At 60.6% G+C, this 23,474-nt stretch carries 26 protein-coding genes; 17 read left to right on the top strand and 9 right to left on the bottom strand.

Features of this window, described 5'->3' with window-relative positions; all coding sequences use genetic code 11:
• Window positions 1-49: 49 nt before the first annotated feature.
• From AC3RLQ_RS03760 to AC3RLQ_RS03745, 4 genes are all read left to right on the top strand, one after another.
• On the top strand, window positions 50-370 hold the full coding sequence (locus AC3RLQ_RS03760; RefSeq protein WP_493034497.1) for a hypothetical protein: 321 nt from the start codon (window positions 50-52) through the stop codon (window positions 368-370).
• Between the two features lie 160 nt (window positions 371-530).
• Entirely contained in the window at window positions 531-827 is a 297-nt protein-coding gene (locus tag AC3RLQ_RS03755) for a hypothetical protein (RefSeq protein ID WP_493034495.1), read from the top strand.
• Between the two features lie 485 nt (window positions 828-1,312).
• Window positions 1,313-2,032, top strand: coding sequence for a hypothetical protein (locus AC3RLQ_RS03750; RefSeq protein ID WP_493034493.1), 720 nt, complete (start codon window positions 1,313-1,315; stop codon window positions 2,030-2,032).
• A 285-nt stretch (window positions 2,033-2,317) separates the two neighbouring features.
• Complete coding sequence (locus AC3RLQ_RS03745) at window positions 2,318-3,031, top strand: leucine-rich repeat domain-containing protein (protein WP_493034491.1); 714 nt, start codon at window positions 2,318-2,320, stop codon at window positions 3,029-3,031.
• A 39-nt stretch (window positions 3,032-3,070) separates the two neighbouring features.
• On the opposite strand, the gene AC3RLQ_RS03740 is transcribed toward AC3RLQ_RS03745, so the two are convergent.
• Window positions 3,071-4,030: a hypothetical protein gene (locus AC3RLQ_RS03740; protein WP_493034489.1), complete on the bottom strand. Its 960-nt coding sequence runs from the start codon at window positions 4,028-4,030 to the stop codon at window positions 3,071-3,073.
• A 791-nt stretch (window positions 4,031-4,821) separates the two neighbouring features.
• Here AC3RLQ_RS03740 and AC3RLQ_RS03735 point away from each other — a divergent pair.
• The 6 genes from AC3RLQ_RS03735 to AC3RLQ_RS03710 all read left to right on the top strand — a co-directional run bounded on the left by AC3RLQ_RS03735 (window position 4,822) and on the right by AC3RLQ_RS03710 (window position 9,344).
• On the top strand, window positions 4,822-5,829 hold the full coding sequence (locus AC3RLQ_RS03735) for a hypothetical protein (RefSeq protein ID WP_493034487.1): 1,008 nt from the start codon (window positions 4,822-4,824) through the stop codon (window positions 5,827-5,829).
• Window positions 5,830-5,851: 22 nt separating this feature from the next.
• Complete coding sequence (locus AC3RLQ_RS03730; protein ID WP_493034485.1) at window positions 5,852-6,220, top strand: hypothetical protein; 369 nt, start codon at window positions 5,852-5,854, stop codon at window positions 6,218-6,220.
• 17 nt (window positions 6,221-6,237) lie between these two features.
• A complete protein-coding gene (locus AC3RLQ_RS03725) occupies window positions 6,238-6,672 on the top strand; it encodes a hypothetical protein (RefSeq protein ID WP_493034483.1) in 435 nt (144 codons plus the stop codon).
• Between the two features lie 332 nt (window positions 6,673-7,004).
• Window positions 7,005-7,904, top strand: a complete 900-nt coding sequence (locus tag AC3RLQ_RS03720; RefSeq protein WP_493034481.1) for a Tle-like phospholipase domain-containing protein — start codon at window positions 7,005-7,007, stop codon at window positions 7,902-7,904.
• 54 nt (window positions 7,905-7,958) lie between these two features.
• Window positions 7,959-8,609: a hypothetical protein gene (locus AC3RLQ_RS03715; RefSeq protein ID WP_493034479.1), complete on the top strand. Its 651-nt coding sequence runs from the start codon at window positions 7,959-7,961 to the stop codon at window positions 8,607-8,609.
• A 69-nt stretch (window positions 8,610-8,678) separates the two neighbouring features.
• Complete coding sequence (locus tag AC3RLQ_RS03710; RefSeq protein WP_493034477.1) at window positions 8,679-9,344, top strand: hypothetical protein; 666 nt, start codon at window positions 8,679-8,681, stop codon at window positions 9,342-9,344.
• A 91-nt stretch (window positions 9,345-9,435) separates the two neighbouring features.
• Here AC3RLQ_RS03710 and AC3RLQ_RS03705 read toward each other — a convergent pair whose 3' ends face one another.
• The gene (locus AC3RLQ_RS03705) at window positions 9,436-9,639 is read right to left on the bottom strand and encodes a hypothetical protein (protein WP_493034475.1); all 204 of its coding nucleotides are present in this window, start codon (window positions 9,637-9,639) and stop codon (window positions 9,436-9,438) included.
• Between the two features lie 12 nt (window positions 9,640-9,651).
• Window positions 9,652-11,733: a hypothetical protein gene (locus AC3RLQ_RS03700; RefSeq protein WP_493034473.1), complete on the bottom strand. Its 2,082-nt coding sequence runs from the start codon at window positions 11,731-11,733 to the stop codon at window positions 9,652-9,654.
• A gap of 382 nt (window positions 11,734-12,115) precedes the next feature.
• On the opposite strand from AC3RLQ_RS03700, the gene AC3RLQ_RS03695 reads away from it, so the two are divergent.
• Window positions 12,116-12,760: an SMI1/KNR4 family protein gene (locus AC3RLQ_RS03695; RefSeq protein ID WP_493034471.1), complete on the top strand. Its 645-nt coding sequence runs from the start codon at window positions 12,116-12,118 to the stop codon at window positions 12,758-12,760.
• Between the two features lie 392 nt (window positions 12,761-13,152).
• Here AC3RLQ_RS03695 and AC3RLQ_RS03690 read toward each other — a convergent pair whose 3' ends face one another.
• On the bottom strand, window positions 13,153-13,734 hold the full coding sequence (locus tag AC3RLQ_RS03690) for an REP-associated tyrosine transposase (RefSeq protein WP_493034469.1): 582 nt from the start codon (window positions 13,732-13,734) through the stop codon (window positions 13,153-13,155).
• A 644-nt stretch (window positions 13,735-14,378) separates the two neighbouring features.
• On the opposite strand from AC3RLQ_RS03690, the gene AC3RLQ_RS03685 reads away from it, so the two are divergent.
• The 5 genes from AC3RLQ_RS03685 (at window position 14,379) to AC3RLQ_RS03665 (ending at window position 17,239) form a co-directional block, all read left to right on the top strand.
• A complete protein-coding gene (locus tag AC3RLQ_RS03685; protein WP_493034468.1) occupies window positions 14,379-14,678 on the top strand; it encodes a hypothetical protein in 300 nt (99 codons plus the stop codon).
• Complete coding sequence (locus AC3RLQ_RS03680) at window positions 14,662-15,435, top strand: class I SAM-dependent methyltransferase (protein ID WP_493034466.1); 774 nt, start codon at window positions 14,662-14,664, stop codon at window positions 15,433-15,435. Before AC3RLQ_RS03685 ends, AC3RLQ_RS03680 begins: the two co-directional genes overlap by 17 nt.
• Window positions 15,436-15,502: 67 nt before the next feature.
• Window positions 15,503-16,060 carry a hypothetical protein gene (locus AC3RLQ_RS03675; RefSeq protein WP_493034464.1) on the top strand — a complete coding sequence of 186 codons (558 nt, stop codon included), beginning with the start codon at window positions 15,503-15,505 and terminating at the stop codon, window positions 16,058-16,060.
• 136 nt (window positions 16,061-16,196) lie between these two features.
• Window positions 16,197-16,655 (top strand): hypothetical protein, encoded by a 459-nt coding sequence (locus AC3RLQ_RS03670; RefSeq protein WP_493034462.1) that lies wholly within the window; start codon window positions 16,197-16,199, stop codon window positions 16,653-16,655.
• A gap of 152 nt (window positions 16,656-16,807) precedes the next feature.
• Window positions 16,808-17,239 (top strand): hypothetical protein, encoded by a 432-nt coding sequence (locus tag AC3RLQ_RS03665; RefSeq protein WP_493034460.1) that lies wholly within the window; start codon window positions 16,808-16,810, stop codon window positions 17,237-17,239.
• Here the strand turns inward: AC3RLQ_RS03665 and AC3RLQ_RS03660 are convergent.
• The 4 genes from AC3RLQ_RS03660 to AC3RLQ_RS03645 all read right to left on the bottom strand — a co-directional run bounded on the left by AC3RLQ_RS03660 (window position 17,189) and on the right by AC3RLQ_RS03645 (window position 21,775).
• The gene (locus AC3RLQ_RS03660; protein ID WP_493034458.1) at window positions 17,189-17,713 is read right to left on the bottom strand and encodes a hypothetical protein; all 525 of its coding nucleotides are present in this window, start codon (window positions 17,711-17,713) and stop codon (window positions 17,189-17,191) included. The genes AC3RLQ_RS03665 and AC3RLQ_RS03660 overlap by 51 nt on opposite strands.
• A 505-nt stretch (window positions 17,714-18,218) precedes the next feature.
• Window positions 18,219-20,309, bottom strand: coding sequence for a tetratricopeptide repeat protein (locus tag AC3RLQ_RS03655; RefSeq protein ID WP_493034456.1), 2,091 nt, complete (start codon window positions 20,307-20,309; stop codon window positions 18,219-18,221).
• A complete protein-coding gene (locus tag AC3RLQ_RS03650; protein WP_422322066.1) occupies window positions 20,306-20,767 on the bottom strand; it encodes a Het-E N-terminal domain-containing protein in 462 nt (153 codons plus the stop codon). Before AC3RLQ_RS03650 ends, AC3RLQ_RS03655 begins: the two co-directional genes overlap by 4 nt.
• A gap of 570 nt (window positions 20,768-21,337) precedes the next feature.
• A complete protein-coding gene (locus tag AC3RLQ_RS03645) occupies window positions 21,338-21,775 on the bottom strand; it encodes a hypothetical protein (protein ID WP_493034454.1) in 438 nt (145 codons plus the stop codon).
• 292 nt (window positions 21,776-22,067) lie between these two features.
• On the opposite strand from AC3RLQ_RS03645, the gene AC3RLQ_RS03640 reads away from it, so the two are divergent.
• Window positions 22,068-22,598 carry a hypothetical protein gene (locus tag AC3RLQ_RS03640; protein ID WP_493034452.1) on the top strand — a complete coding sequence of 177 codons (531 nt, stop codon included), beginning with the start codon at window positions 22,068-22,070 and terminating at the stop codon, window positions 22,596-22,598.
• Window positions 22,599-22,860: 262 nt separating this feature from the next.
• Here the strand turns inward: AC3RLQ_RS03640 and AC3RLQ_RS03635 are convergent, their stop codons facing one another.
• Entirely contained in the window at window positions 22,861-23,271 is a 411-nt protein-coding gene (locus AC3RLQ_RS03635) for a hypothetical protein (protein WP_493034450.1), read from the bottom strand.
• Between the last annotated feature and the right edge of the window lie 203 nt (window positions 23,272-23,474).

Below are 23,474 nucleotides of genomic sequence, written 5' to 3'. Positions count from 1 at the left end.
AACGACACTGGACAGGCGGGCAGGCCTTACAATGTTCTGCGGGTGGCCCATGGCCTCCTTCCTGCACCGTTTGAAGTCTGCATGGGGCCCAGTGGTCCCGGGCAGGCCCGTGCGTCCGCGCAGCGAGGAGGAAAGCGGCCACTGTACGGACGGTTTCAACGAGCTCTGGCAGGCCCAGGCTCATGGCTCTGCGCCACCTGCCACGACGAACAACTGGCGGGCAAAACTGGCCTGGCATAAAGACGCTCTGGTGGGGTGGTGCGTCAGAACCAAGATCGGCACATGGTGGACAGACATGGTGCTGAAAAATGTGGGATATGAGCTGAGGCTGATGACGCCGGGACCCGGGCCGACTGCCGCCGAACTTTGAAGCGCTGCCGAACTTTGAAGCGCTGCCGAACTTTGAAGCGCTGCCGAACTTTGAAGCGCTGCCGAACTTTGAAGCGCCGCCGAACTTTGAAGCGCTGCCGAACTTTGAAGCGCTGCCGGCCTGCATTCCCGAGTTGATCGCCTCGTCGAATCTTGAGCTCATGCCTGAGGTCGATCCCTGGGTGCGAAAGCAGCGCCTTTTGATGCGTGCACACACGGCACGCATTGGCAGCATCATGATCAACGCTGACGACAGCTGCTGTCTTTCTTTGATTGTCGATTCTTTAGAGAATTGCATGGGCGCGCCGTTATGTTTCGCCGCACACGATCACTCATTGATTTCAGCGGAATGGAGCGTCCAGCAGGCGCGACGGCCGCATCGTTCTTCCGCCTCAAACACGACGGCAGCTGGATGGTGCGAAGTGCCGCAGGAAGCGCCGGGTTGCTGGGATCGGTGAAGGCATTTCCTCGGGGCGTTCACCATGGCGGCCTATCGCGGCTAAAGGCCTCACTTATACCGCCACTTATGCTGAAATCACCGCTAAAGGTTTCCTTTAGCTCGCACTTATTGCACACTCTTCTCATCTAACTCTCTCCATGTTACCCGATCTATTATTCACTTCTCATCAATTGCCGTTTTATAAGCATCAACTATTTCGGCATTCTTCGCGTGAGTTAAACCTGCAATATCCTCGAAGAAGCTACGTAATTATCCGCTAATACATCATTCAACAAATGCCGAGTTCCGGGGGGTTTGAAGGAACATTTAGAAGAAGGGGGATTTTCCTCTTTTACTTACCGTACCCTCTCTCCATTTTTGTCTATGTATATGCGCCTTCACTCCCCCACACAATGGGCCACAAACTTCATCATTCTTCCTCTTCTTCGATTTTCATGGGCCCAGGATTTAGCACGGTTTATCTCCTACCAGTTGAAGAGGGCCATGAGACGCAAGCTGGAGCACCGGCTGAGTACTCTGGGAACTTATGGCAACGAAGTGATGGACGGGCCGTTCAAGGGCCTTAGGTATCCACCCATGAGCCAGTGGGCCTCGTGCCGATTCGAAAAGATCATCGGCGCCTATGAGCATGAACTGCACGGCCTGGTGCACCGGCTGAGCGCAGAGAAGCAGTATGACGTGATTGTGAACGTGGGTGCGGCGGAAGGTTTTTACACCGCAGGGCTGGCGCTGCTGTTTCCTGCGGCGCGGGTAGTGTCCTATGAGCACAATGAAACCACTGCCAGCTTTTGCCGGAACCTCTGCCGCATCAATCACGTTTCGGAACGGGTCGAGCAACGCGGCCATTGCACCGCGGAGGAGCTCCGCGGGCTGAACCCCGCGGGCCGGGTGCTGGTGTGGATGGACATCGACACGGGCGAGCGCCCGGTGCTTGATCCTGACAAGGTGCCCTGGCTGCGCGGCGCTGACATCCTGGTGGAAATGCATGACTGCATGGAGCCGGGGCTGACACCGCTTATTCGGGGCCGCTTTGATGCCACCCACGACATCGAGCAGTTCACCAGCTCCGGTCTGGAATACAGCCGCTACCCGCTGCTGCAGGGGCTTTTCTTCAACGAGATCTATGCGCTGGTGGGAGAGGACCGCCGCGGGGTGCAGGACTGGCTTTTCATGCAGCCGAAGACGAGCGCCGCAGCCAAGTGAATGGAGGGTGTTTCTGAGGATCGATCCGAGGGGCTGATGCAGATGGTCTCTGAGGGTCTGGTGACCTGATTTGGTGTTTTCCCGGCCCGCGCAGGGCGTGGCAGGAGCAGCACCGCCGCTGAGAGCTGCGTTTTTGTGCCGATTTTTTGCGCACTATCCCCATTGTGGGGGGGGGTGGATCGGGCCGCGCTGGTTTGAAGGGAGCTTCACGGGGCGCTGGCGTGGGCTCTGGGCGCGGGGGTGAATGAGCTTGACGGCGGGGCGGGGCTCTGAGTTGTCTGTGGCATGAGGAAGAAAATGGGCGGCCTGTCTGGGTTTGGCCTGCTGCTGGCGCTGGCGGCGGTGTGGCTGGCGGTGCACTGGAGTCATTTCCGGGTGCTGTCCGGGAATGGGGACAGGGATCTTTGGTCGCATGAGGATGAGGCGTGGTTTTGGCGGCAGCCGCTGGACGTGGACCTGAATGAGGATGAGCTGGCGGGGATTTCCGCCGGGGCTGCGCTGGAGCATTATGGCAGCGTGCGGACGCTGACGCTGCGGCGCAACTCGGGGGCATGGCTGGATGCGTTCTTTTCCAAGTGGCGGCACCGGGGGAGCGTGGAGGTGCTGATGGTGATGTACAGCGAGATGAATGACGGGCATCTGGCGGGCTTTGCGGGGGCGGATTTGAAGAGTGCCATTTTTAACAATAATCTGGTATCCGGGGAGGTCTTCCCCCCTTCCCCGCATCTGGCTTATCTGGAGTACAATGGGACGCCGGTGACGGATGCCGGGCTGCGCCATGTGGTGCTGCAGTGTCCGCATTTAGAACGGCTGTGCCTGCACAGCACCGGGGTGACGGCGGCGGGTGTGCGTGCGTCGGGTGTGTTCAAGCTGCCGGCGCTGAGAATTTTGACGATCAAGGGCATGGAGTGGCCGGAGTCGGAACTGCGGTCGCTCAAGCAGGCGGCGGCGGCGGTGAATCCGGGGCTGCGAGTTGATCTGGATTTGCCGGATGAGTGAGTGTAATGCGGGGCTTTGATCTGCCCCTCAAGCTTCGCTTCACCGCCGGGACACGCCTTCGCCGTTGAGCTTGATCTGGAGATTCGGGCAGCGGCGCAGGCAGGCGTGGGCGCCTGCGCGGGTGACGTGGGTGCCTTCCAGGCTGAGGGTTTTGAGCTGGGGGCTGGACTGCAGGCAGGTGAGGCCTGCATCGGTGATGCCGGTAATGCCGTAGCGTTTGGTGGTGCCTGCAACGATGCCGCCAACGGCGCCCAAGCTGAAGGTGGGAGTGGTGCGTGTGGCGCTGACCACGAGGACGCTGAGGCGGGGCAGGTGCGTGATGTGCTGCAGCGCGCGGTCGTCGAATCCGCCCCACCAGGCGGTGACCATCAGGCCCTCCAGGCTGGTCACCTGGGCGAGTCTGCGCCAGAAGGCGGGGGCCTGCGGCTGGCTCCAGCGCATGATGAGCATCTTGGGCTGCAGCACCTGAAGGGCGGCGAGGAGCTTGAGAGGATCTGATTTGTGCAGGTCTTTGAGCAGGCGTCTGTCTTCGCTGGCTTCGCTTTCTTCGTCGGTTTCAATTTCTTCCCGGGGATCGCTCTCCCGGTAGTTCGCGGGGTCGTCCTGATCCTCCAAGTCTTCCACGGACCCGAAGTAAACCTCAGGGGTGATGATGACGTCGGGGTATAAAAAGGTGCGGCTGCGGAGTTCGTCCCAGTCGAGTGTCTCGGAGCTGGGCACGCGGCCCCAGGGGCTGTGCCAGGCCATGGCTTTGCAGCCGCAGTCCTCCAGGAAGTACAGCGCGGCCTGGCGCTGCTGCTCGCGCTTCACCAGCAGGGCCGCGCCGAGGCAGAGGCCAAAGGTGAGCAAGGCGCCCGCGACGAGCCGCCAGCGCGGCCTGCGCCGGGGCGGTGTGCCGGCCGCTGGCGTGGGCGTGCTCTGCGGTGCGGAAGCCGAAGCCGGAGCTGCACCGTCTGCGCTGGCAGCGGGCGTGGTGCGTGGGCTTGAGGCGGAGTTCATGGGGGTGATGTGGCAAGCCGTGGCCGTGTGGCGATGGCGGGGCCCGTGCGTGCCTGCGCCCCTGAGGAAGCAGCGTAGGCTGTGCGCAGGATCTTGATTAAAGCATGATCTGAGTTTCAAATGCAAGCCTGGATCTTCGGGCTTTTGGGCTGGCCGCAAAGAGGCGCAAAAAGGCGCAAAAATGGGAGGTCAAAAACTGAAGTCTGAGAAAGGAGCGGAGATGCTGATGGCATGGTATTTCTTGGTATGCGTGGCACTGCGTATGCGGCGCGTGGTTTTGCGGCGGGGATTTCCAGAGCCGGTTGCAAACCGGCGCTCCCAGCACGGAGGGCTGGGCTACGCTGGTCGATGCACTTCGCCAAGTGGCCTCTGGGCTGGCAGCGCCGATACTTTATCGGCTCTGGGCGGGCGGCCTTGGGGCATCGGCATGGTATGTAGTGGTATGCGTGGCACTGCGTATGCGGCGCGTGGTTTTGCGGCGGGGATTTCCAGAGCCGGTTGCAAACCGGCGCTCCCAGCACGGAGGGCTGGGCTACGCTGGTCGATGCACTTCGCCAAGTGGCCTCTGGGCTGGCAGCGCCGATACTTTATCGGCTCTGGGCGGGCGGCCTTGGGGCATCGGCATGGTATGTAGTGGTATGCGTGGCACTGCGTATGCGGCGCGTGGTTTTGCGGCGGGGATTTCCAGAGCCGGTTGCAAACCGGCGCTCCCAGCACGGAGGGCTGGGCCGCAGCCAATAAAGGCGTGACAGGGGCGGGCGGTGTGTGGGAGGATGGGCGGCATCTGATTTATGAAGACCCCGGCTGCTCTCTTTTTTGCATTCACCCTGCTGGCTGCTGCTGTGACGGCGGCGGAGACGCGGCTGATCCCGTTTGATGAGTTTTTCGTGAGAGTGCCGGTGGAGGATGTGACGGCGGCGGCGGGCGGGGCGAGCGGGATTCAGGTGTCGGTGAGGATGTCGCGCGGCGTGCATGAGCCGCTGGGAGAAACGAAGGTGGAGGTGAGCTGCCCGGAGCTTTCGTTTCCTGAGCGGTCGCTGGATGCGGAGGAGGTGGCGGTGTTTCTGGAGGCCTGCGCTGCGGCATCGCGCGGCGAGGTTTTTCGTCAGGAGGTACGCCGGGGAATTAACAAGACGATCTATGAGTCGGTGCTGATGAAGGGTGGATGGCGCGTGCGCATGCGGCGGGGTGGGGAGGTGCTCTTCGCGCCGCAGGAGGGGGCGCGGCTGAAGGCGTCTCTGGCGCAGGCGGCGGCTGCGGAGGCGTGGTACCGGGAGCTGCTGACGGCGGGCACGCTGCCGGAGAAAACGGCGGCGGCGCATCCGCCCAAGGCTGCGGGGATTTTCGTGATCTCAAAGCTGGGCGGTGTGCGCGCGGACGGGCTGGAGTACGAGGTGACGCTCAGGAAATCCCCCTTCAAGGGAGCGCAGCCGTACAGCGCGATGCACGGTCTGCGGTACTTTGCGCTGGGCGGCAGGCATACCAGCATGAGCGGCGAGTGGGTGAAGCGCCTGCTGGAGCAGGTGGCGCTGGCGCTGCAGGCGGTGGGGAGGAAGGAGGCGTATGCGTTTGTGTCGCCACCGGGTGGCAGGGACAACCAGTTCACGGTGAAGGCGAATCTGGAGACGCAGCAGGCGGACGTGACATTTGAGCCTGGCAGCGTCTATGGCAGGCACTCGCCGGTGGAGGGCTCGTTTGATGTGAAGCAGCTGGCGGAGATCCGCGAGATCGCCGCGCAGGGTCCGGCGCGGGAGAAGTGGTTCGCGGAGCATGAGGAGTGGTTTTTTGAGAAGGAGTGAGCTACGCTGCGCTCTCGAAGACATGGGCTTTCATCACCGACTTTTCTGCGTCATTGCCGCCGCCGGGCTTCTTGCGTCCTGCACGAAGGAGAATGCGAAATTTGAGTGGGGCTGCCTGCAGCAGGTGGAGGCTGAGGAGAGAGACCGCGCTGTGACTGAGCCTTTGATTTTTAAATCCGTCCACGGCGTGGATGCGGTGGGCATCCTTTCCGCCGGTCGGGATGAGCGCGTGTGGGTGCTGCTGAATCCCACGGCGGCGCCGTATTACAAGCAGGTGCCGGACACCTGCGGCTATGAACTTTCCAAGAAGCAGATGGAAGCCATCGCAGCCCATGGCAAAGTGTCTGAGACGGTGATGGCGGTGCTGCGCAGCCATGGCGCCAAGGAGTGATCTGAATCCATGAATGAATGAGTGGAGCCCTGCCCAAACCTCCGGCCAGGAGTTCGTGGAGGCGCATGCCGCCCCTGCGGCGTGCCATGTGCGTGGCGGGCGCGACATTGGGGCTCATCGTTTTCACGCTGGTGTGCCGGCTGTGGTCCGAGTTTGAGGTGCCGACTGGGGCAGACGCGGGCGAGAGCTCGGACATCGTCCGTGCGCTGGAGGAACGCTACGCTTTTCGTGTGATGAGCCGCCAGGACAAGCGCCCGGCTGTTTATGGAAGTCCGCACACCAGGCGCTCGGATGTGTACGTCTATGGTGGCTACTCGGCGAAGGAGCAGGAGGAGATTTGTGCGGCGGTGCGTGTGGTTCGCCGGGATACCGCCACCAAGCCGATACGGCTGTATTTCTATCCAAGGGAGTTCGATCATACGAAGATGATGAGGAAAGAGTTTTTTGAGTGAACGCGTGGGCGCCTTGCGCAACAGCTGGGCGCTGAGTGAATCCAACGTGGTCTGAAGAAAATCTGACCTGCTCACTTGATGGCTATTTAGCATGGCTGGACATCCACACATTTAATTAACAATTTTTTTTGGTTTGCATAAGCATATTTCTTGTTTAGAAACATTTTCTCTTACCGTCCATGCATCCCTCATCACCCGTCCATTGTGTTCTGACCCTTTGTACCATCCTGCTCTCCTCATGTACCACATATCGCGAGCAAGTATGGAAAACAAAAAATGATCCGGCGCAGGTCCGCACTCACCAGTGGGCATTGGCTTGCAAGCCCTACGCCATGATGTCGTACCTTTCTTATGTTTCCGGGGAAAAAGAAACAGGTGACAAGGCGGCTGAAGCCAAGAAGACGGAGGTGGAGTTCATCAAAAAATATGAAAAAGACCTCAAAGACGCGGGGTGGAGGCTCCTGGGAAACTGCGACCTCAATGACAAAAACAAGCCTGGGTACGGACTGTATTTTGACGTTTGGGAAAACCGTACGGTGAGTCCGCGCGAAGTGGTGTTTGCCTTTCGAGGCACTCAATTCTCCGAAATCAATGACTGGCTCTCAAACCTGCGATGGTTTCGCTGGGCCAGCAACACGAAGGATGACCAGTACGCGGTCGCTCGAACCAACTCTTTGATCATGCTGGGAGACATCATGTCGGATCGTGAGGCGAAAAAAGCCAAAGTCACCACTACTGGGCACTCGCTGGGTGGCGGACTGGCTGAGACAGTGCTTTACCGGTCCGTCCCCTGGGTGGATCAGGCAGTTGTTTTTGATCCCTCGCCCGTGAGTGGCTTTTTGGATCTGAGCCATGGACTGCGGCAGCAATACCTTTCACTGCCCTTTCGTGACACCTTTGCCGGGCACCGCGTGGTCCGAGCCTATGCGAAGGGCGAAATTTTGGCCTATGTGCGAAACGCCATTCAATTGTTTTACCGCCCACACCCGCTCATTTACTCGGTGGAATTTAAAACGGGCGGCGCCACGGGACTCATCAACAAGCACTCCATGCTGGAGCTCACGAAGACCATCTGCGAGTCAGCGGAGCCGCAGTTCATCAAACCAGTCGAACCGCAAAAGCTGGAGGGCGGAAACACCGACTTTTTCAACCGCTACAAGTCCCATCTCGACATGGTCTCGACACCACCTGCTGAGACGAGCGCGAAACCCGTCGCACAATCCTCGCAATAAGCCGAAGGTCGGGAGTGCCGGCTGCTCGGCAGGCAAAGACATCCCAGCCCTGCCATGAGTTCTGCCCCTTCCTTGAAATCACGCCCATGGAGATGGGTGCTGGCGGCGCTGCTGCTGGGCGTGGTGCTGGTGGGGGTGTTTGGCAGGCGTGTGCTGGACCATGCTTTGACGAAGAGTGAGGTGTACCAGTTCCATGCCGCGCAGGCGGAGGGCGGAACCCTGCCGACGAGTGTGGTGGAGCGTGCGCATGGCTTTTTCATCGACGGCGGGCATGGCTGGAGCTTTGGCGATCTGCGGAGAGACTATGTGGTGACCTTCATGCATGAGGCGCGCATGCTGAGATGGGAGGGGCCGGGCGTGCCGCTCATTCTGCAACGGCAGGGCGGTGCTTTTTATCTGGCCACGTTTGATCGTGAAACGGATTTTCATCGGGTGGACTTCCGCTGCCATGTGTGGACGGATGGCGCATGGAAGGAGCTGCCGACGAAGCTTTTCCCAAGGCGTCTGGCGCTGGTGAATTTGATGGAGTTGGGCGGGGAGTCTTCGCTGTCGGTGAAGGATCGCATGTTCAGGTACTCCCTGATGGCGCAGTTTTGGTTCTGCATCGAGTCCGGCATGCCCTACTGGGAGGTCAGTGACTCGATGGTGACGGAGGAGTTTGTGCGGCGCTTTGGGCCGACGGTGAAGGAGACTTTTGCGTGGTGAGATGTCTGCGGCGGGCGCGGACTCGGGCGGGGATTGCGCGGGAGCGGGGGTGGTGGTAGGGTGGGGGTTATGAAGAGATCCTGGGGCTTTGGGCTGGCGGTTTTTGCCGGGTTGTTTTTGGGCGCGCTGGTGCTGGCTGAGCAGCCTGTACCGCGCAAGAAGTACGACATTGAATTCAGTCCGTGGACGCCGGTGAATGTGAATGCTGTCACGAAGGAGGGGCGGACCAGCATCGCGGGGCAGAGGGCTGAGGTGAAGGTGAGGATGCCGCCGGGCGAGGAAGTGATTGCTTATCCCTTTGTGTGCTGGCGTGAGGCACAGTCTGGTATTTTGTGCTTTGGGCGGGAGTCGCGCTTTTATGTGTGCCTGGAGGACCGGGTGATCGGTATTCCGCAGGAGTCCATTGAGAGATCGGTCTGCATTGAAGTTTACGAAAGGAAGGTGGCGCTGGAGGATTTCACGAAGGTGAGGGACGAACTGCAGGCGATGGAGGCGTTTTCGGCCAGATCGTTTTTGGACTATAAAGAATGCCTGGATCTGAATGCGGCAGTGGGTGCGAAATTCGTTCATCCCACAAACACCAGTGAGATCAAGAAAGTGACCATCGATGAGGTGACGCTGGCGGGCGAGGAGATGACGCTGCATTTGACCAATCATGTGAAGACCAAGGCGCAGGCGACTTTTTCAGCGCGGACGCTGAAGCCTGTGAGAGCGCAGGTGGAGGGTGCGAAGTGAAAGCGTGAGCTGAAGGCGGAGGCGGTGGTGGATGTGGTCCCCTGCTCTGCGCTGGCGGCAGGCCGGCGGATTTCACGTGTGCGAAGTAGTTTCACTCGATCGAATCACCTGCCGTCGGGTCATTCGCAGCCATCGTCATCGTCATCATCACCGTCATTTTCAGCGCCTTGTTTTGCGCGCCCGGGGCGGTGGTGTTTTCACGTTGCGGGCGTTTCGGCGGGATCACGCTGGCGGCGCGTGGCGGGTGCTTTTTTGCGGGCTGGCAGGGCCAGGATTTTTTGCCGGAAATTTGCACACCGCTCCGCAGTCATTTGTTGAATTTTCCCCGGATGGAGGAGCTGGATGTTTCGGGCTTTGACAGGGGCTGGCGCTGCCTGCTGCTTCTTTTTTCCACGTTTTCCATGGTGGATCTCATTTCAGGGTCCTCACGGAGGGTTTTCTTTGCCTTTGGCGGCGCGGGCGGCGGCGGCTGCTGCTCCATGATGATGATGTTCTGGGAGCCTGGGGGCGGCTGCGGCTCCATGATGATGATGTTCTGAGAGCCTGGGGGCGGCGGCTGCTGCTCCATGATGATGTTCTGGGAGCCCGGAGGTGGCTGCGGGTGCTCCATGATGATGTTCTGGGAGCCCGGGGGCGGCGGCTGCTGCTCCATGATGATGTTCTGAGAGCCCGGGGGCGGAGGCTGCTGCTCCATGATGATGTTCTGGGAGCCTGGCGGTGGCTGCGGGTGCTCCATGATGATGATGTTCTGGGAGCCATGGGGTGGCAGCGTGGTGCGCCTCTGCGGCACCCTTTGTGCATAATCCGGGTCGCTGAAAAAGGTGCCCAGGTGGGGGTAGGCTTTCTGGGCCGCAGGGTCCGTTTTGAGCAGCCGCAGATGGTCTTCGTCCAGCAGGACGTCCACGGGGTCCTGCTGATTGGAGGTCTGGATGGACTGGAGGGCCTGGGCGTGGCGGGAGGGGTCGGCGGTGAAGAAGCTGACAGAAGGGCCGCCGCAGTGGTAGGTGTCCAGCGGGGTGTGCGTGCTCATGTGTGAGCTGCGGTAGAAGGGGGGGCGGGAGTTGCAGCCGATGATGGAACTGCGCACCACCTCCCCGACTCCCAACACGAGATTGGCCTGCTCATCGGGGGAGAGGTACTCCTTTTCCTGCGCGTGCTGGAGCACCTGCGCGCGGTGATTTTCCTGGAAGCTCTCCAGCATCTCCAGCACGGGCTGTGGCGGCGGGGGCAGCGCTGTCTCCCGCCCATGGCGGTCCTGCAGCTTCATGCCGTCTGCGTGCTTGGCCACGACGAGCTTGCACACGGGATTTTGCTGAATGTCTGCGGTGCTGCGGTCCAGCGTGTGCGCGCAGGGCACGGGCATCCAGGGGTCCACCACGACGACTTTGCGCGGGTCATTCACCTGCACCCTGCGGTCTCTTTCATCGGAGATCGTCACCGCATCTGGCTCGGCGATGAAGACGTAGGTGTGGTCGATCTGGTTGCCACAGGCGAGGATGATGAGGCTGCCATCCGGGATGTCCACGCCCAGGCTCTGCAGTGACTGCGGGTCTGTGAGCAGTGCAAAGCTCGTGTAGGCATGCTCGGCGCACTTGCCCGTGCCTGTGGCGGCGGATTTGTAGCAGTCTGTGAGGACGCTGGAGCAGTCCTCGCCATAGTGGAGCATTTCCTCCACGTCGATGCCGCTTTTTTGCTTCCGCTCATGGTCCACTGCGACGAGCTGCTTGTAGTGGCTGTAGTATTTTGGACCGAGGTGCTGGCCGTTGAGGTCATTGTCCTCTGACTTGGCCACATTGAAGAGTTCTTCGCGTTTGTCGTAGAGCAGGACGTTTCTGCCGGAGGTGCGAAGCACGTCCGGGGCCTGGTTGGGCGCGCCGTCAGTGATGACGGACTTCACGGCGGCATTCACCGCCTGGGCGCAGTGCAGGCTCTGCATCGTCTGCGGGCTCACCTCCAGATTGCGGGCCTCTGCCGGGCGGATGTCGATGCAGTCGAAGGACACGTGTGGCTCTGGCTCCAGCCCGGGCCGCAGCTCCTGTAGGCTCTGGCCGACGATCTGATGGATGGAGCCGGGATTCTGCTGCATGTTCTGGAGCATCTGGGCCGCGCGCTCCGGCGGCGCGTGCAGCAGGTGATCCCGCAGCGCCTTGAGCCCCTCCCAGTCCGGCACCGGCTCCGGGTCTGCGGCGGCGGCGGCCACCAGGATGGCGCTGATCTGCTTGCATTTTTTCCGCTCCATGAGGCTCTCTTTGAATGAGAGCTCGAAATTGAGCAGAGGCTCCAGCCCCTGCTCGGTGCGCGGGTCCGCCCTCATGACCGGGCCGCCCTGCTCTGCGGTGAGCGGGCCCAGCGCCTTCCAGATCTTGTCCTCAGAGATTTTGACTTTCATAGCACACAGTTTTTTGGGGGTGGGTGGGGCGCACAGGCGCAGCCGCGCATGCAGTGCCGGGGAGGGAGCGCCGTGCGTGGGTGATCAGGATGTCACGTGAGATTATTTAAGAATAAACCATGGCATTCCAAGTCATTTTTCACAAGCCGGGGATGAAAGTGACCCACGCAGAGGCGCAGGGTGCTGACGGTGATGCATGCGGGTGCGCCGAGGAAATGAGCGCGTGTGGTGATCCAAGGAATCGCGGAGCACGAGGTGCGGGCCCGGCTGTGCGGCGGGAGTGTGCGGGTGAGGGATGATCCCCCGCCGCCCAGGTGCGATGGGTGGGTGCGATTTTTTTTCGCCTGTCATTTTCGCCTGCCTCCGCCACTTTCGCTGACTTATGACGCCGACTCCCGAATCTTATGCGCAGATCGTGCGTGACCTCGCGACGCTGCGTGCCTCGGTGCCCATGGCTCTTGAGAGTGATGAGGCGGAGTATGAGTGCAGCGCGGTGATGACGGAGGCGGAGGTGCGGGAGTTTGAGAGGGCGCATGGGGTGCGGCTGCCGGAGGAGTACCGGGCGTTTCTCATGTGCGTGGGAAAGGGCGGCGCGGGGCCGGGCTATGGGGTGTTTGATCTGGGCGAGTGCGATGAGGGTTTTGATTTCCGCGCGTGGCAGGAGGGGGATGGTTTCGTGGGCACTTTGCGGCTCCCCTTCCCTCACGCGGCGGCGTGGAATGATCTGTCGGGCATGCCGGAGGATGCGCTTTCTGAAACGGACGAGGCGGCGTATGAGCGGCAGCGGGCGGCGTTTGAGGAACGCTACTTTGCGCCGCTGGACGGGGCCATCCCGATCTGCCATCTGGGCTGCGCGCTGCGCCAGTGGCTCATCGTGTCCGGCCCGGAGGCGGGCCATGTGTGGGAGGACAAGCGCGCGGATGATGAAGGGCTCTCGCCGCTGCAAACGCGTGGAGGGGAGAGGGTGAGTTTTTACATGTGGTATCGCGCGTGGCTGGATGAGGAGATGGGGAAGAGGGTGAGGTAGGGGGATGGAACGTGGGCGTGTGCTGGGAGCGCCGACATTTTGTCGGCTCTGGGTGTGGCTCCGCCGCAGGAGGGAGTGCTGTGTTTGCGCGGGGCTTTGGGTGGGGTCGGTGTGGCGGGGACGTTCGCCGGAGCCGACAGCATGTCGGCGCTCCCAGTGATGAGCGTTGTGTTTGCGCGGGGCTTTGGGTGAGGGCGGTGTGGCGGGGACGCGCGACGGAGCCGACAGCATGTCGGCGCTCCCAGTGATGAGCGCTGTGTTTGCGCGGGGCTTTGGGTGAAGGTGGTGTGGCAGGGACGTTCGCCGGAGCCGACAGCATGTCGGCGCTCCCAGTGATGAGGGGCGCTCAGCCATGAGCTTTGCCTGGCGCTGCGTTCCTCCAAACGAGGGCCTTATTTCCTGCCCGCGCTGCTCCACCGCCATGCTTTGGCTTCCGCACACAGCCCTGCTTTCACGGGGTTTTGTTCGATGTACCGCGTCACGTTCGCCAGATGCTCCGCATCTCGAATGTAGCGGTCATGATAGTCGCGCTGCCAGACGGTGCCGGTGCGTCTGAGATGGGCATTGATTTGCCTGGCGGTCCACGTCTTCCATGATTGCACGATGCCGCCCAGCGGCCAACCTTCCTGCGTTTCAATCAGGACATGCACATGATTGGGCATGATGGCCCACGCGAGCAGCCGGTAGCGTGCAGGGTCGAAATGCAGGAGGGCGTCTTCGACGATGTGTGCCATCGCATCCTCACGCAGCCAGCAGGCGCCATGCCCGGCATCGATCCAGGCCTCCATGCGACGCTTCTTTTCCAAATCACGCACGAGGTCGGTTTCATGCGCCAGCTCCAGCTCCCAGCGCTGAAGCTTCTCGGCGGGCAGCGCATCCGCGAGTCGAAAGGTGACGGCCTGGATCAAGCCGGGTTGATCCAAATGCGGGAGGTAATCGCGAGAGTACCAGCCACGATGAGATCCAAGAAGCATCGGCCATGGATGCCGCTTGAGGAAGGGGTTTCAACTGGCTTTGGTGCTTCTTTCATGGTGCCCGTTCTACACTGGGAGCGCCGTGCGGCGCGGTGCTGGAGTCTGTACTGGGAGCGCCGACATTTTGTCGGCTCTGGGTGCCGCTCCGCCGCAGGAGGGAGCGCTGTGTTTGCGCGGGGCTTTGGGTGAGGGCGGTGTGACGGGGACGCTCGCCGGAGCCGACAGCATGTCGGCGCTCCCAGTGATGAGCGTTGTGTTTGCGCGGGGCTTTGGGTGAAGGCGGTGTGGCGGGGACGTTCGCCGGAGCCGACAGCATGTCGGCGCTCCCAGTGATGAGCGCTGTGTTTGCGCGGGGCTTTGGGTGAGGGTGGTGTGGCGGGGACGCTCGCCGGAGCCGACAGCATGTCGGCGCTCCCAGTGATGAGGGGCGCTGTGTTTGCGCGGGGCTTTGGGTGAGGGCGGTGTGACGGGGACGTTCGCCGGAGCCGACAGCATGTCGGCGCTCCCAGTGATGAGGGGCCTGAACAAAACGGATGCAGGCCAAGGCGTGTATGGCATGTGTGCGACATCGAAGGCTTCACACAAGCTGTCGCCTGAGCTATGACGTCCGGCTTCACACCCCATCCCCTGCCCTTTTTCCGACCATGCTGACTCAGGCCGTCATCAAGCGCCGCAAGGATTGCTCCGTGCTGATGTTTATCGCGTTCATCCTGGTGTTTGAGGCGGTGATCGCGCTGCCGGGATTTTTGTACTTCTATTTTTGGGAGGGGGCCGGGCTGCCGTTTTCCGCCTTCATTGGATTGCTGCTGGGGAATTTGGTGCTGTCTGTGCTGGAGGGACTGGGTGAGGTGGTGGCGGCGGTGCGTCGAATGTTCCGCCGACCTGAGAGGGCGAAGGCAGGCAAGGCGAAGTCCAGCCATGGAGGTGATGATGCCCCGGCGTAACGATCAGGTGCCGCACCCGGCGGGCGCAGGCGGCGGCAGCCCGTACGCCCGTGCCATGCTGGAGTGCTGGCGGGGTGATGTGAAGGCGACGTACACGATCGTCCGCGACGATGGTTTTCAGGCAACGGTGCCGGTGGCGGCGGCTTTTGCGGGGCCGCCCTTCAGCCCGCTGGAGCAGCTGGCCATGGAGCGCTGCTGCGGAAGCATTCTCGATGTGGGCGCGGGTGCGGGGCGTCATGCGCTGTTTTTGCAGCAGCAGGGCCATGACGTGACGGCGCTGGAGCTGGAGCCTGAGCTGGCGGGTGTTTTGTCTGAGCGTGGCGTGATCAAGACGCGGACGGGGAGTGTGTTGACGCTGGCGGGAGGACCGTTCGACACGCTCCTCATGCTGATGAACGGCTTTGGGATGGTGGGCACGGTGGTGGGTGCGGCGGCGTTCTTTGAAAATGCGCGGAAGCTTCTGGCGAAGGACGGGCACATCCTGTGCGACTCGCTGGATGTGCGGCAGACGCTGAACCCGGTGCACCTGGCCTATCAGGAGAGGAACCTGCGCGAGGGCCGCCCTCCGGGGCAGATGCGTTTCTGCATCGAGCATGAAGGCTGGCGCGGTGAGGCGTTTGACTGGCTGCACCTGGACTTCGACAGCCTGCGCGATCTGGCGAGGGCCAGCGGCTGGCACGCCGAAGTACTGGCGCGCGAGGACGATGGGCACTATCTGGCGCGGCTGACCGATGATGGGTCGCGAATGTCCGCATGATGTTGCGCTGCTGCGACTGAGCCGCGGTGTTCGCCCTGCGACAAAATTCCTTCCCCCCTAACCTCCCATGAATCCATCACCACCACCGACACCTGCGCCGGAAAGTCCTTCAGCCGTGTGGAGGTTTGAGCGTGCGGGGATGCTCATTTTCTTCATCGTTCTCATGGTGTCGCTCTACGCTGCGCATGCGTGTCAAGAGCCGGTGATTCAGTGGCTGGGGCTGCACGGGGGAAGCCCGGGAGATGCTCCGCCGTGGTATTTCATCACACGAGATTTTGCGAAGGGGATCTGCAGCGGCGGCGCCCTGCTGCTGAGCCTGCTGGTGGCGGCGGTCATGTGGCGGTGGTGGCCCAGCTATGCCGCCATGCTGGTGTGGATGCCGCTGCTGTGGCTGGGGCAGGACGTGGCCCGGAGCTGGATCATCCATCAGGCATGCCCGGGGCTGCTGGATGGGCAGCGCAGCACCACCCGGTGGCCCACGTTTCAAAGCTACCTGGATGACCACGACATCGCAGGGGCGAACACCGCGGTGATGGCCGGCGCGCTCTTGCTTTCCGTGGTCCTTTCGCTGGTGGATGTTTATGTGCGGCGCAGGCTTGCGGCGCGGAGAGCCACACGAGCCTGAAACGAAACCTGCGCGCATGAAAACCCACGGCCTGCTGCGGCGGGTGCGAAGCTGGGGGAAGCCGGTGCGGAAAGTCTGGGGCGGGGATTTCGATCCGACTTGTTCAATCCGCTGTTTCCGACACGTTATCCGTGACGTGAAACATTGGCTCCGCCCCCTTCTCTTTTCTGCCATCGCCTGCTTGGGTCTAAGCAGCTGCGTGATCGCGCTGATCGTGAGCGCCATCACGGTGGACATCAGCCGTGAGGCGCGGTTTCAAGAGGTTCTGGGGCATGAGGTGCGCACGCGGAGGACGCTGTACTTGTACAAGCCTGAATACAGCAGCACGTATCCTGACCTGCGAGACTTCTACCAGTTCCATGCTTCCAGGGATGAAGGCGCACGCGAGGGCCCCATCCTGGTGGTGCCGGCAGGTCATCTCGTGAAGTTCACCAAGGTGCTGAGCAAGCGCAACATGGGCGGTGGCCGGGAGGACATGTTCGGTGAGATCACGCTCCATGGAATCACCTACCCGGTGGTGGAACAGCTGTACCTCAATGACTATCCGAATGGGTGGCGGCCGGTGTTTATGGGGTCGTTTGTGGTGAAGGGGTGAATGGTGGGCTTCGGACTCTTCGTGGATGGATGGTGGAACTTAGAACCAAGCCATTGAGAAAAGCGGCATTCACTGCTATTAATGTGTCACGGAAAATATTTCCGACATTTTATGTTGCTTTGCGAGCATTCCGTCCTATCATTGCATGAACAATGAGCAAACCAGGAAGACCCAAGATCAAAAAAGAGGAGCGCAAGGCGACATTCATTAGTCTTCGCCTATCCCCTACGGAGCGAGAGGAACTCGAAAGCGCTGCTCAAAAGCGTGGCATCCCTATTACCCTTTATGCACGTGACTTTTTATTCTGTCCCACACCATATATGAAAATCGTAACACTAAACGAAAATGAAAAGGGGATTCTGTACAAGCAGGATCCCGCAGAGAAAAACGGCGGCGGCTGGCAGAGCCTGCTGGTTACATTGCAGCGCTTGCTCGAAGAGCAAACCGGCCGCATCTCAATTCCTCCGCACATCCTGGAGCGTATTAGCCGCTATGCCTTTAAATATGGCAATGGAGGATGGGAAGGGCGCCTTCTAAGCATATTCCAGCGCACACTTGGCCCTCGCCTTAATGGGCAGGTCTGAAATATCTGTAAATTTAACATCCCCTTTCCATCCTTTGGAAACGTGGATGGCTCCAAGTTGAAAACCTGACTGCGGAAATTCAGGCGGCATTTCAACAAGACAAATTTCCTTGAGGGCAAAACCCGCGCCATAAATATCTCGTATTCGAGCCTTCGTCCAGACGTGGTTCACGGTCATCAGAAACACAATGTCTTCTGCAAGGCTCATGCTGTGCTGCAGGAAGGGGCGAATCTGGCTCCATGGTGGATTCGTTACAATCCAATCCACAGGGGTCTTCCAATCGAAAAAATCCCTTCCTTGGCTGATTTCGCACCAGTCAGCATCAGTTAGAAAGCGATGGAAATGTCCATTCCCCCGGCAAGGCTCGAGAATGCGACCATGCGGTTTGAAGTGTTCCACGATCCGCTTTGCGAGACGGATCGGGGTTTGGACGACATCATTGCTTTCGTAGTTCCTGTTGGGCTGGCATTTCATAGCCAACGTAAGTACAACACTTTTATTATAGAGTACAGCAGAAAATGATTTTATTATAATCGTACTGACAGCAATAGCCGTACTAACGATAACCTTAATCTACTGGCGGCTCTAAAAACCACTGATTGGTAACCGCCGCTACGTCAATGAGGGCAGCTTTATCGAAATCGATGCCTGTGCGGCTGACGAGTTCGTATTCCGCACTCAGCTTAGTCACTGGATAGATTTCAGATTGTGGAATGGCAACACACTGCCTAGGAGTCCTCTGGGTTTGATTTCCGTCTGAAGCACTCCATTCCAAAACGACCAAGTAGTCGGTTCCCTCCCGGACAGTGTGAAATATCTGCTCAAAGATTTCTCCGTTGATCCTCACTGGAACCAAACAGCGCAATATTGCATCACAAAACATTCTGAATCATAAGTAAAATCAACAAGAACGGCAAATATTTCAAGCCATATATTTAGGTAATGCAATGGACAAAATGCAATTTCGTCTGCTTTTTTCCTATTTCAGCGCAGCCTCGATGCGCTTGCTCTCGGCTTTGGCCAGTTTTGTATATGGGTAGTCCATTCCCAAAGCCTTCGTCAAGACCTGCTCTGCCCGCTGCATGAATACGAGGCCTTCTCGCAGCTTATGCTGAGCTTCGAGACAGAGAGCTAGGTTATAGCAAGACTGCGCTACGCTAGGATGCTCCTCACCCAATACAAGCTCTCGAAGCCGCAACGTCTCGCAATGTTCCAGCTCCGCCTTGGCATGTTTGCCTTGGGCATCCAGAACGATGGCAAGATTGATTCTGCTATCTAAAGTCTCGGGATGCTTGGCACCTAGCACGCGCTTTTTTATTTGTAACACCGCCCGATGCTCGATCTCTGCATCGACATGCTTACCTTGAGTATTGAGCACGTTGGCTAGATTCATCCAGCTTACCAAGGTCTCGGGATGTTCCTCACCCATTATGCGGTTTTTAATTTGCAACAATGCCCGATACTCCTGCTCTGCCTCGCCAATCCTTCCTTGGGCATAAAGCACGGCAGCAAGATTGTTCCGGCTTCCCAAGGTGTCGGGATGTTCCGCTCCCAGCACGCGCTCTTGGAGATTTAACACCGCCCGCTGCTCCTTTTCCGCCTCGGCATATTTGCTTTGAGCTTGCAGCGCGACGGCCAAATTGTTCCGGCAAGCCAAGGTAGATGGATGCTCAGGGCCCACAGTCAGGTGCTGGCAAGCCGTGGCACTGCGGTAGAGTTTCTCCGCATCTGCGTACTCGCCAATGACCTGGAGATACTTAGGCAAACTTGCCAAAAGCCAGTTGTAGGTCTTTATCGTAGCTCCTGCTGGACCAACCCTCGCCAAAAGGTGCTCGATTTGCTGCCGCAGGTCTGCCCACTCAGCCCAGTGCTCGGGATGCTGCGTGTCTTCAGGGAGGCAGGCTGAGACATGACAACAGGCCTGCTCCAGCCGCGTGCGACTGGCTTCGCCCTGACCGAGGCCTAAACGGACGGCGAGGGAGATGGCGCGGTGGACTTCCATTTTGCCCGCCTGCCATTCGAGCAAGGAGAGATCAGCGAGCTCGACGAGTGCGGCACGGCGGGAGTTGTCGTCATCCTTGTGAAGGAAGACGGCTTCGGGGATGGGAGCGGGGGCGAGGTGGGCGGCGATCTCTAGCAACTCGATGGCGCGGGGCTTGAGCTGTTGAAGACTGATATGGTAGGTGCGCAGGATGCTCTCAGGCAGGTCCTTCATTTCCTTGGCTTCATAGGAGAGAGCTTGTGCGGGATTCTCGGCGAGGAGCTTGCTGTAGGCGGCCCAAGTGAGGCGCATGTGTGCGACGTAGGCGGCGGCTTGCTGCAGGGCGAGGGGGAGGCGGCCGAGTTCGAGGGCGATAGCGCGTGCATCGGCATCGGGGCCGGGGTGATGGCCGTTTTTGCTGCCGCGTTTTTGCAGGAGCTGTACGGCTTCGGGTTCCTCCAGCAGGCTTACGGGCTGGGGGGCGAATTCTTCGCCGAGGTCGGTGAGGCGGGTGGTGATGAGCCAGCGGACGCCGCCGGGCTCGTGGCAGAGGAGGCGCACGGCTTCGAGGGCGGCGGGGGTGTCTGCATTATCTGCGACGACGAGGGCGGTGGGGACGGCGCGCAGCAGACGCAGGGCGAGAAGGACGAGGGCCTCTTCCTTGGCCTGGGGATCGGTGGTGAGTTCGAGCTTGCGGGCGACTTCTGCCAAGCAGGCGCGCAGGGCTTCGGGGCTCTGGGCATCGAGGAAGAGGCACAGGGTGTAAGCGCTGGCATGGGCGCGGGCGAACTCGACGGCGGCGCGTGTCTTGCCGATGCCCCCTGCCCCGTGCATGGCGACGGGTTGCGTGAGGGCCACGTTGCGCTCGGCATCGAGGGTCTGCTTCATGGCGCTGAGGAGCGCTGCGCGACCGACGAAGTTGTGCTGGTCGGGGAAAGCGCGATTGTGAAACGGCGCGGGCTGCGGCCATGACTCTGGCTTGAGGATGAGCGTGGGCTGGCGGTGGGCCTGCTCGTTGGCCATATTGAGCGTGTGAATGTAAACGCCAGCGGCCACGGAGGGATCGCCCCCGCTGAGCACTGGCGTCACGGCTCCCCCAGGCTGCCGACTTTGTCGAAGGTGACGCTCTCTGCTTTGACAGTGCCCATCTTGACGCCGATGCCAGTCTGCTGCGGAGGCTGGACGTGGCCAAATTTGAGGTCTTTCGTTTTCAACGCCTCGATGAGGACGCCGATGCGCTGCGGGTCCTGGCTTTGGCTGTGCTGCTGGAGGGCCTGCACCAGGGCGGCGATCAACGGACGCAGATCGTCCTGCGGCGGGGTGGTTTGCTGCTGTGTGGTGATGATGACTTCCAGCGAGTGCTGCGCCTTTGCATCCTCAGGGTGCTGCTCTATCTGCTGCAACACGGTCTGCGCCTCCGGCTTGTCCGCGAACCAGCGGGTGAGGGCTTGCTTCAGTGCCTGATAGGAATCTTTGACGGCAGTCTCGGCTGTGTCCTTGAGTGCGACAGCGGCACCGGCGATGATGGCAGTGGTGATGGGATCCATGAAGGCCGAGACTGGCGGCACGGCCCTTCTAGATCAAGGAAGATTGCAGATGATTCGGCAGATTGCCTAGTCTTCCAGAGGGGTTATTGGCCCCGAGGTCACGTGGCCACGTGATCACGCGCGCTGCGCAGCTCTTTGCTGACGGCGGAGATGAAGATGATGGGCCGCGTGCTCATGCGGCGCGCAGGGTGGCGGGGTGGTGCTGAGACGGCAAGGGGGAAATGGCGGGGATGGGGGGCTTGCCTGGAGCTGGGCATCGAACCAGGAACAGAGATTTTTAACCGCTGACAGGACGCTCATGAGACGCTGATGAAAGGCTGTCTGAGAATCCGGATTCAGGCATTCCGAATGAGCGCCATGTCAGCGGCTCATCGGCGGTTAAGATCTGAATTTTGACCACGGAGCCGAGCGAAGCGAGACAGACGAACGCAGTGAGCCCGCAGGGGAGCGCAGCGAATCAATACACAGAATACACGGAATCAGATTCAAACTCAGGTTCCGTGTATTCTGTGTGTTCCGTGGTTGAACCACTCTGGCGGCTGACGAGGGGCGCGTGATGCGCTCCACGGCTCAGAGGTTCTTCGCTTTGTCTTTGCCGCTGAGGGCTTCGGTGGCGGAGATGTCGCGGACGTAGATCCAGTCGTCGTGGCCTTCCTGGCGGCCGGCCATGAGTTTTTTGTCGCTGCTTTTGAAGCAGTTGTCGCGGGTGGACCAGGTGAAGCGGACGTCTTTGCGGTAGACTTTGAGCAGGGCCTTGATGTCGTCATCGGTCATCAGGGTGTCGGTGCGGTGGAAGAACTCGAGGACGGTGACGTTGTTGCGCAGGCTGGCCTGGATGATGTAGCCGTCTTTTTCCCACTCGTACTGCTCGGTGTTGGCCATGCGGGGGGAGACGGATTTGCCTTCGCCGTAGCGGGCTTTGAGCTCGGCGAGGGTCTCGCCAATGCGGGCGTGTGAGGTGGCGGTGATGGCGAGGAAGAGGCCGAGGGATGCGAGGAGGTGTTTCATGAGCGGGGGTTCTGGATGAAGGGGGCGGAACAAAGAGGCTGCCTGCCTGAGGACTGATCCTAGGCGGATGGGTGGCTGAGTTTAACTGCGTGGCATGGGGTGTCCAGATGTATGTCCGAGGTGGATGAGCGCAGCCACTGCGTGGCGGAGCGCATGACATGGAAAAGGTGACATGCCGCTGCCGCGCACCTTCCCCTGGCAACTCGACTGCTGGGTGACAAAGCTCCCGGCTATGCGATGCTGCTGGATGATCCCCTGCCCGACCACTTGCACTTTCGTTCGTCGTTCCCTCATGCAGCGTGCTGCTGCACTGGTGTGTGTGCCTGTGCTGGCGCTGGGGCTCGCGGTGCAGGGGGTGGCGGCGGATGGACTGCGGCGGTCGGGCCAGGACTTGATCGCCGAGGACGTGTATGCGGTGCTCGCGGGCTTTGCCATCTTTGCCGACTACAGTGAGGAGCCCCGCCCAATCTCCTGGATGGTGTCGGGGGCGGATGGCAGGGTGGACAGGCGGGCGGATGGCAGTGTGGTGAAGAGTTTTGATACGCCGGAGGAGCTGCTGGCCTACTTCCGCACACAGGCGGAGGAGCGCACCAAGAGGGGCATCTTCATCACGGGCGAATTCACGCGTCTGAAGAACCCGGCAGCGTTTGAGCCGCTGATGTCCGATCACGTTAAAAAGCTGCTGGCCAATCCGAGGTGGGTGGCGAATCGCAAAAAAAACATCGACCAACTGGCGCAGGCCTGCGAGCGGGCGAAGATCGACCTCTGGGTGAATGTGACTCTGGGCGGAAAGGACGTGCGCTTTAGCAAATTGACGAAGTAGTGCGCGAGGAGGCATTCTGTACTGGGAGCGCTGGTTTTTAACCGGCTCCGGGAAGCTCCGCCGCAGAGAGAGCGCCGTGTAATCAGAGGGCCATTTTTCATGTTGAAGCTGCAGGGACGCTCGCCCAGAGCCGATGCTGCGAAGCCGCGAAGCGAAACATCGGAGCTCCCGGCGATGAACTGCGCGCGGGACGGCGCGGAGCGGCAGGTCATGAAGAACAGGCGCGTCATTCGGCCTGCGAGGCACTGCTTCCGCACCCTCATCACTTCACGGGCGGCGCGGCGGAGGTGAGATCGAGGTGCAGGGGCGGGGCGGCGCTGGGGATGAGGAGGTGGGGCGGGCCGTTTTGCTGCACGAGGTAGTCGGAGTCTTTCAGGACGGGGAACTTCTCGCGCTCGGCGGTGGTGACGGGGCGCAGGGTGAAGCCGGCGGGGAGCGGCGGGAAGACGATGGCGGTGAGCTCCTGCGGGGTCTTGCCTGGCATGGTGTGGCGCAGCTCGTTCAACTTCACGACGTGGGCGATGGCGGTCTTGCCATCCTGGCTGATGCGCTCTTCGTGCTGCTGCAACTGGCGGCCCGCATGCAGTGTGGCGGCGAGGTAAACGAGCGCGGCAGGGACGGTGATGACGAGCAAGATGAAAAGGGAGGTCGAGCGGAAGGTCGATGTTTTCATGGGGCTGGGTGGCTGTGGCTGGTGCAGCGTGGGGGGAATCCAACAGCAAAAGGCCCGCTGCGCCAGTGGGATGTTTGTGCCATGGGTGGGTGCCGTGTTTGCGCCGGGCTTTGTGCGAGGTCGGTGTGGCAGGGACGTTCGACCGGAGCCGACAGAATGTCGGCGCTCCCAGCGGTGGGTGCTGTGTTTGCGCGGGGCTTTGG

It is taken from the genome of Prosthecobacter sp. GW821-HT29F12 (assembly GCF_058803405.1).
This window is presented reverse-complemented; position numbering and strand designations above follow the sequence as displayed.

Coding starts and splice junctions, on each gene's coding strand:
- AC3RLQ_RS03760 (WP_493034497.1), top strand. CDS start 50: ATGGCCTCCTTCCTGCACCGTTTGAAGTCTGCATGGGGCCCAGTGGTC.
- AC3RLQ_RS03755 (WP_493034495.1), top strand. CDS start 531: ATGCCTGAGGTCGATCCCTGGGTGCGAAAGCAGCGCCTTTTGATGCGT.
- AC3RLQ_RS03750 (WP_493034493.1), top strand. CDS start 1,313: ATGAGACGCAAGCTGGAGCACCGGCTGAGTACTCTGGGAACTTATGGC.
- AC3RLQ_RS03745 (WP_493034491.1), top strand. CDS start 2,318: ATGAGGAAGAAAATGGGCGGCCTGTCTGGGTTTGGCCTGCTGCTGGCG.
- AC3RLQ_RS03740 (WP_493034489.1), bottom strand. CDS start 4,030: ATGAACTCCGCCTCAAGCCCACGCACCACGCCCGCTGCCAGCGCAGAC.
- AC3RLQ_RS03735 (WP_493034487.1), top strand. CDS start 4,822: ATGAAGACCCCGGCTGCTCTCTTTTTTGCATTCACCCTGCTGGCTGCT.
- AC3RLQ_RS03730 (WP_493034485.1), top strand. CDS start 5,852: ATGGGCTTTCATCACCGACTTTTCTGCGTCATTGCCGCCGCCGGGCTT.
- AC3RLQ_RS03725 (WP_493034483.1), top strand. CDS start 6,238: ATGAGTGGAGCCCTGCCCAAACCTCCGGCCAGGAGTTCGTGGAGGCGC.
- AC3RLQ_RS03720 (WP_493034481.1), top strand. CDS start 7,005: ATGATGTCGTACCTTTCTTATGTTTCCGGGGAAAAAGAAACAGGTGAC.
- AC3RLQ_RS03715 (WP_493034479.1), top strand. CDS start 7,959: ATGAGTTCTGCCCCTTCCTTGAAATCACGCCCATGGAGATGGGTGCTG.
- AC3RLQ_RS03710 (WP_493034477.1), top strand. CDS start 8,679: ATGAAGAGATCCTGGGGCTTTGGGCTGGCGGTTTTTGCCGGGTTGTTT.
- AC3RLQ_RS03700 (WP_493034473.1), bottom strand. CDS start 11,733: ATGAAAGTCAAAATCTCTGAGGACAAGATCTGGAAGGCGCTGGGCCCG.
- AC3RLQ_RS03695 (WP_493034471.1), top strand. CDS start 12,116: ATGACGCCGACTCCCGAATCTTATGCGCAGATCGTGCGTGACCTCGCG.
- AC3RLQ_RS03690 (WP_493034469.1), bottom strand. CDS start 13,734: ATGCTTCTTGGATCTCATCGTGGCTGGTACTCTCGCGATTACCTCCCG.
- AC3RLQ_RS03685 (WP_493034468.1), top strand. CDS start 14,379: ATGCTGACTCAGGCCGTCATCAAGCGCCGCAAGGATTGCTCCGTGCTG.
- AC3RLQ_RS03680 (WP_493034466.1), top strand. CDS start 14,662: ATGATGCCCCGGCGTAACGATCAGGTGCCGCACCCGGCGGGCGCAGGC.
- AC3RLQ_RS03675 (WP_493034464.1), top strand. CDS start 15,503: ATGAATCCATCACCACCACCGACACCTGCGCCGGAAAGTCCTTCAGCC.
- AC3RLQ_RS03665 (WP_493034460.1), top strand. CDS start 16,808: ATGAGCAAACCAGGAAGACCCAAGATCAAAAAAGAGGAGCGCAAGGCG.
- AC3RLQ_RS03660 (WP_493034458.1), bottom strand. CDS start 17,713: ATGAAATGCCAGCCCAACAGGAACTACGAAAGCAATGATGTCGTCCAA.
- AC3RLQ_RS03650 (WP_422322066.1), bottom strand. CDS start 20,767: ATGGATCCCATCACCACTGCCATCATCGCCGGTGCCGCTGTCGCACTC.
- AC3RLQ_RS03645 (WP_493034454.1), bottom strand. CDS start 21,775: ATGAAACACCTCCTCGCATCCCTCGGCCTCTTCCTCGCCATCACCGCC.
- AC3RLQ_RS03640 (WP_493034452.1), top strand. CDS start 22,068: ATGCAGCGTGCTGCTGCACTGGTGTGTGTGCCTGTGCTGGCGCTGGGG.
- AC3RLQ_RS03635 (WP_493034450.1), bottom strand. CDS start 23,271: ATGAAAACATCGACCTTCCGCTCGACCTCCCTTTTCATCTTGCTCGTC.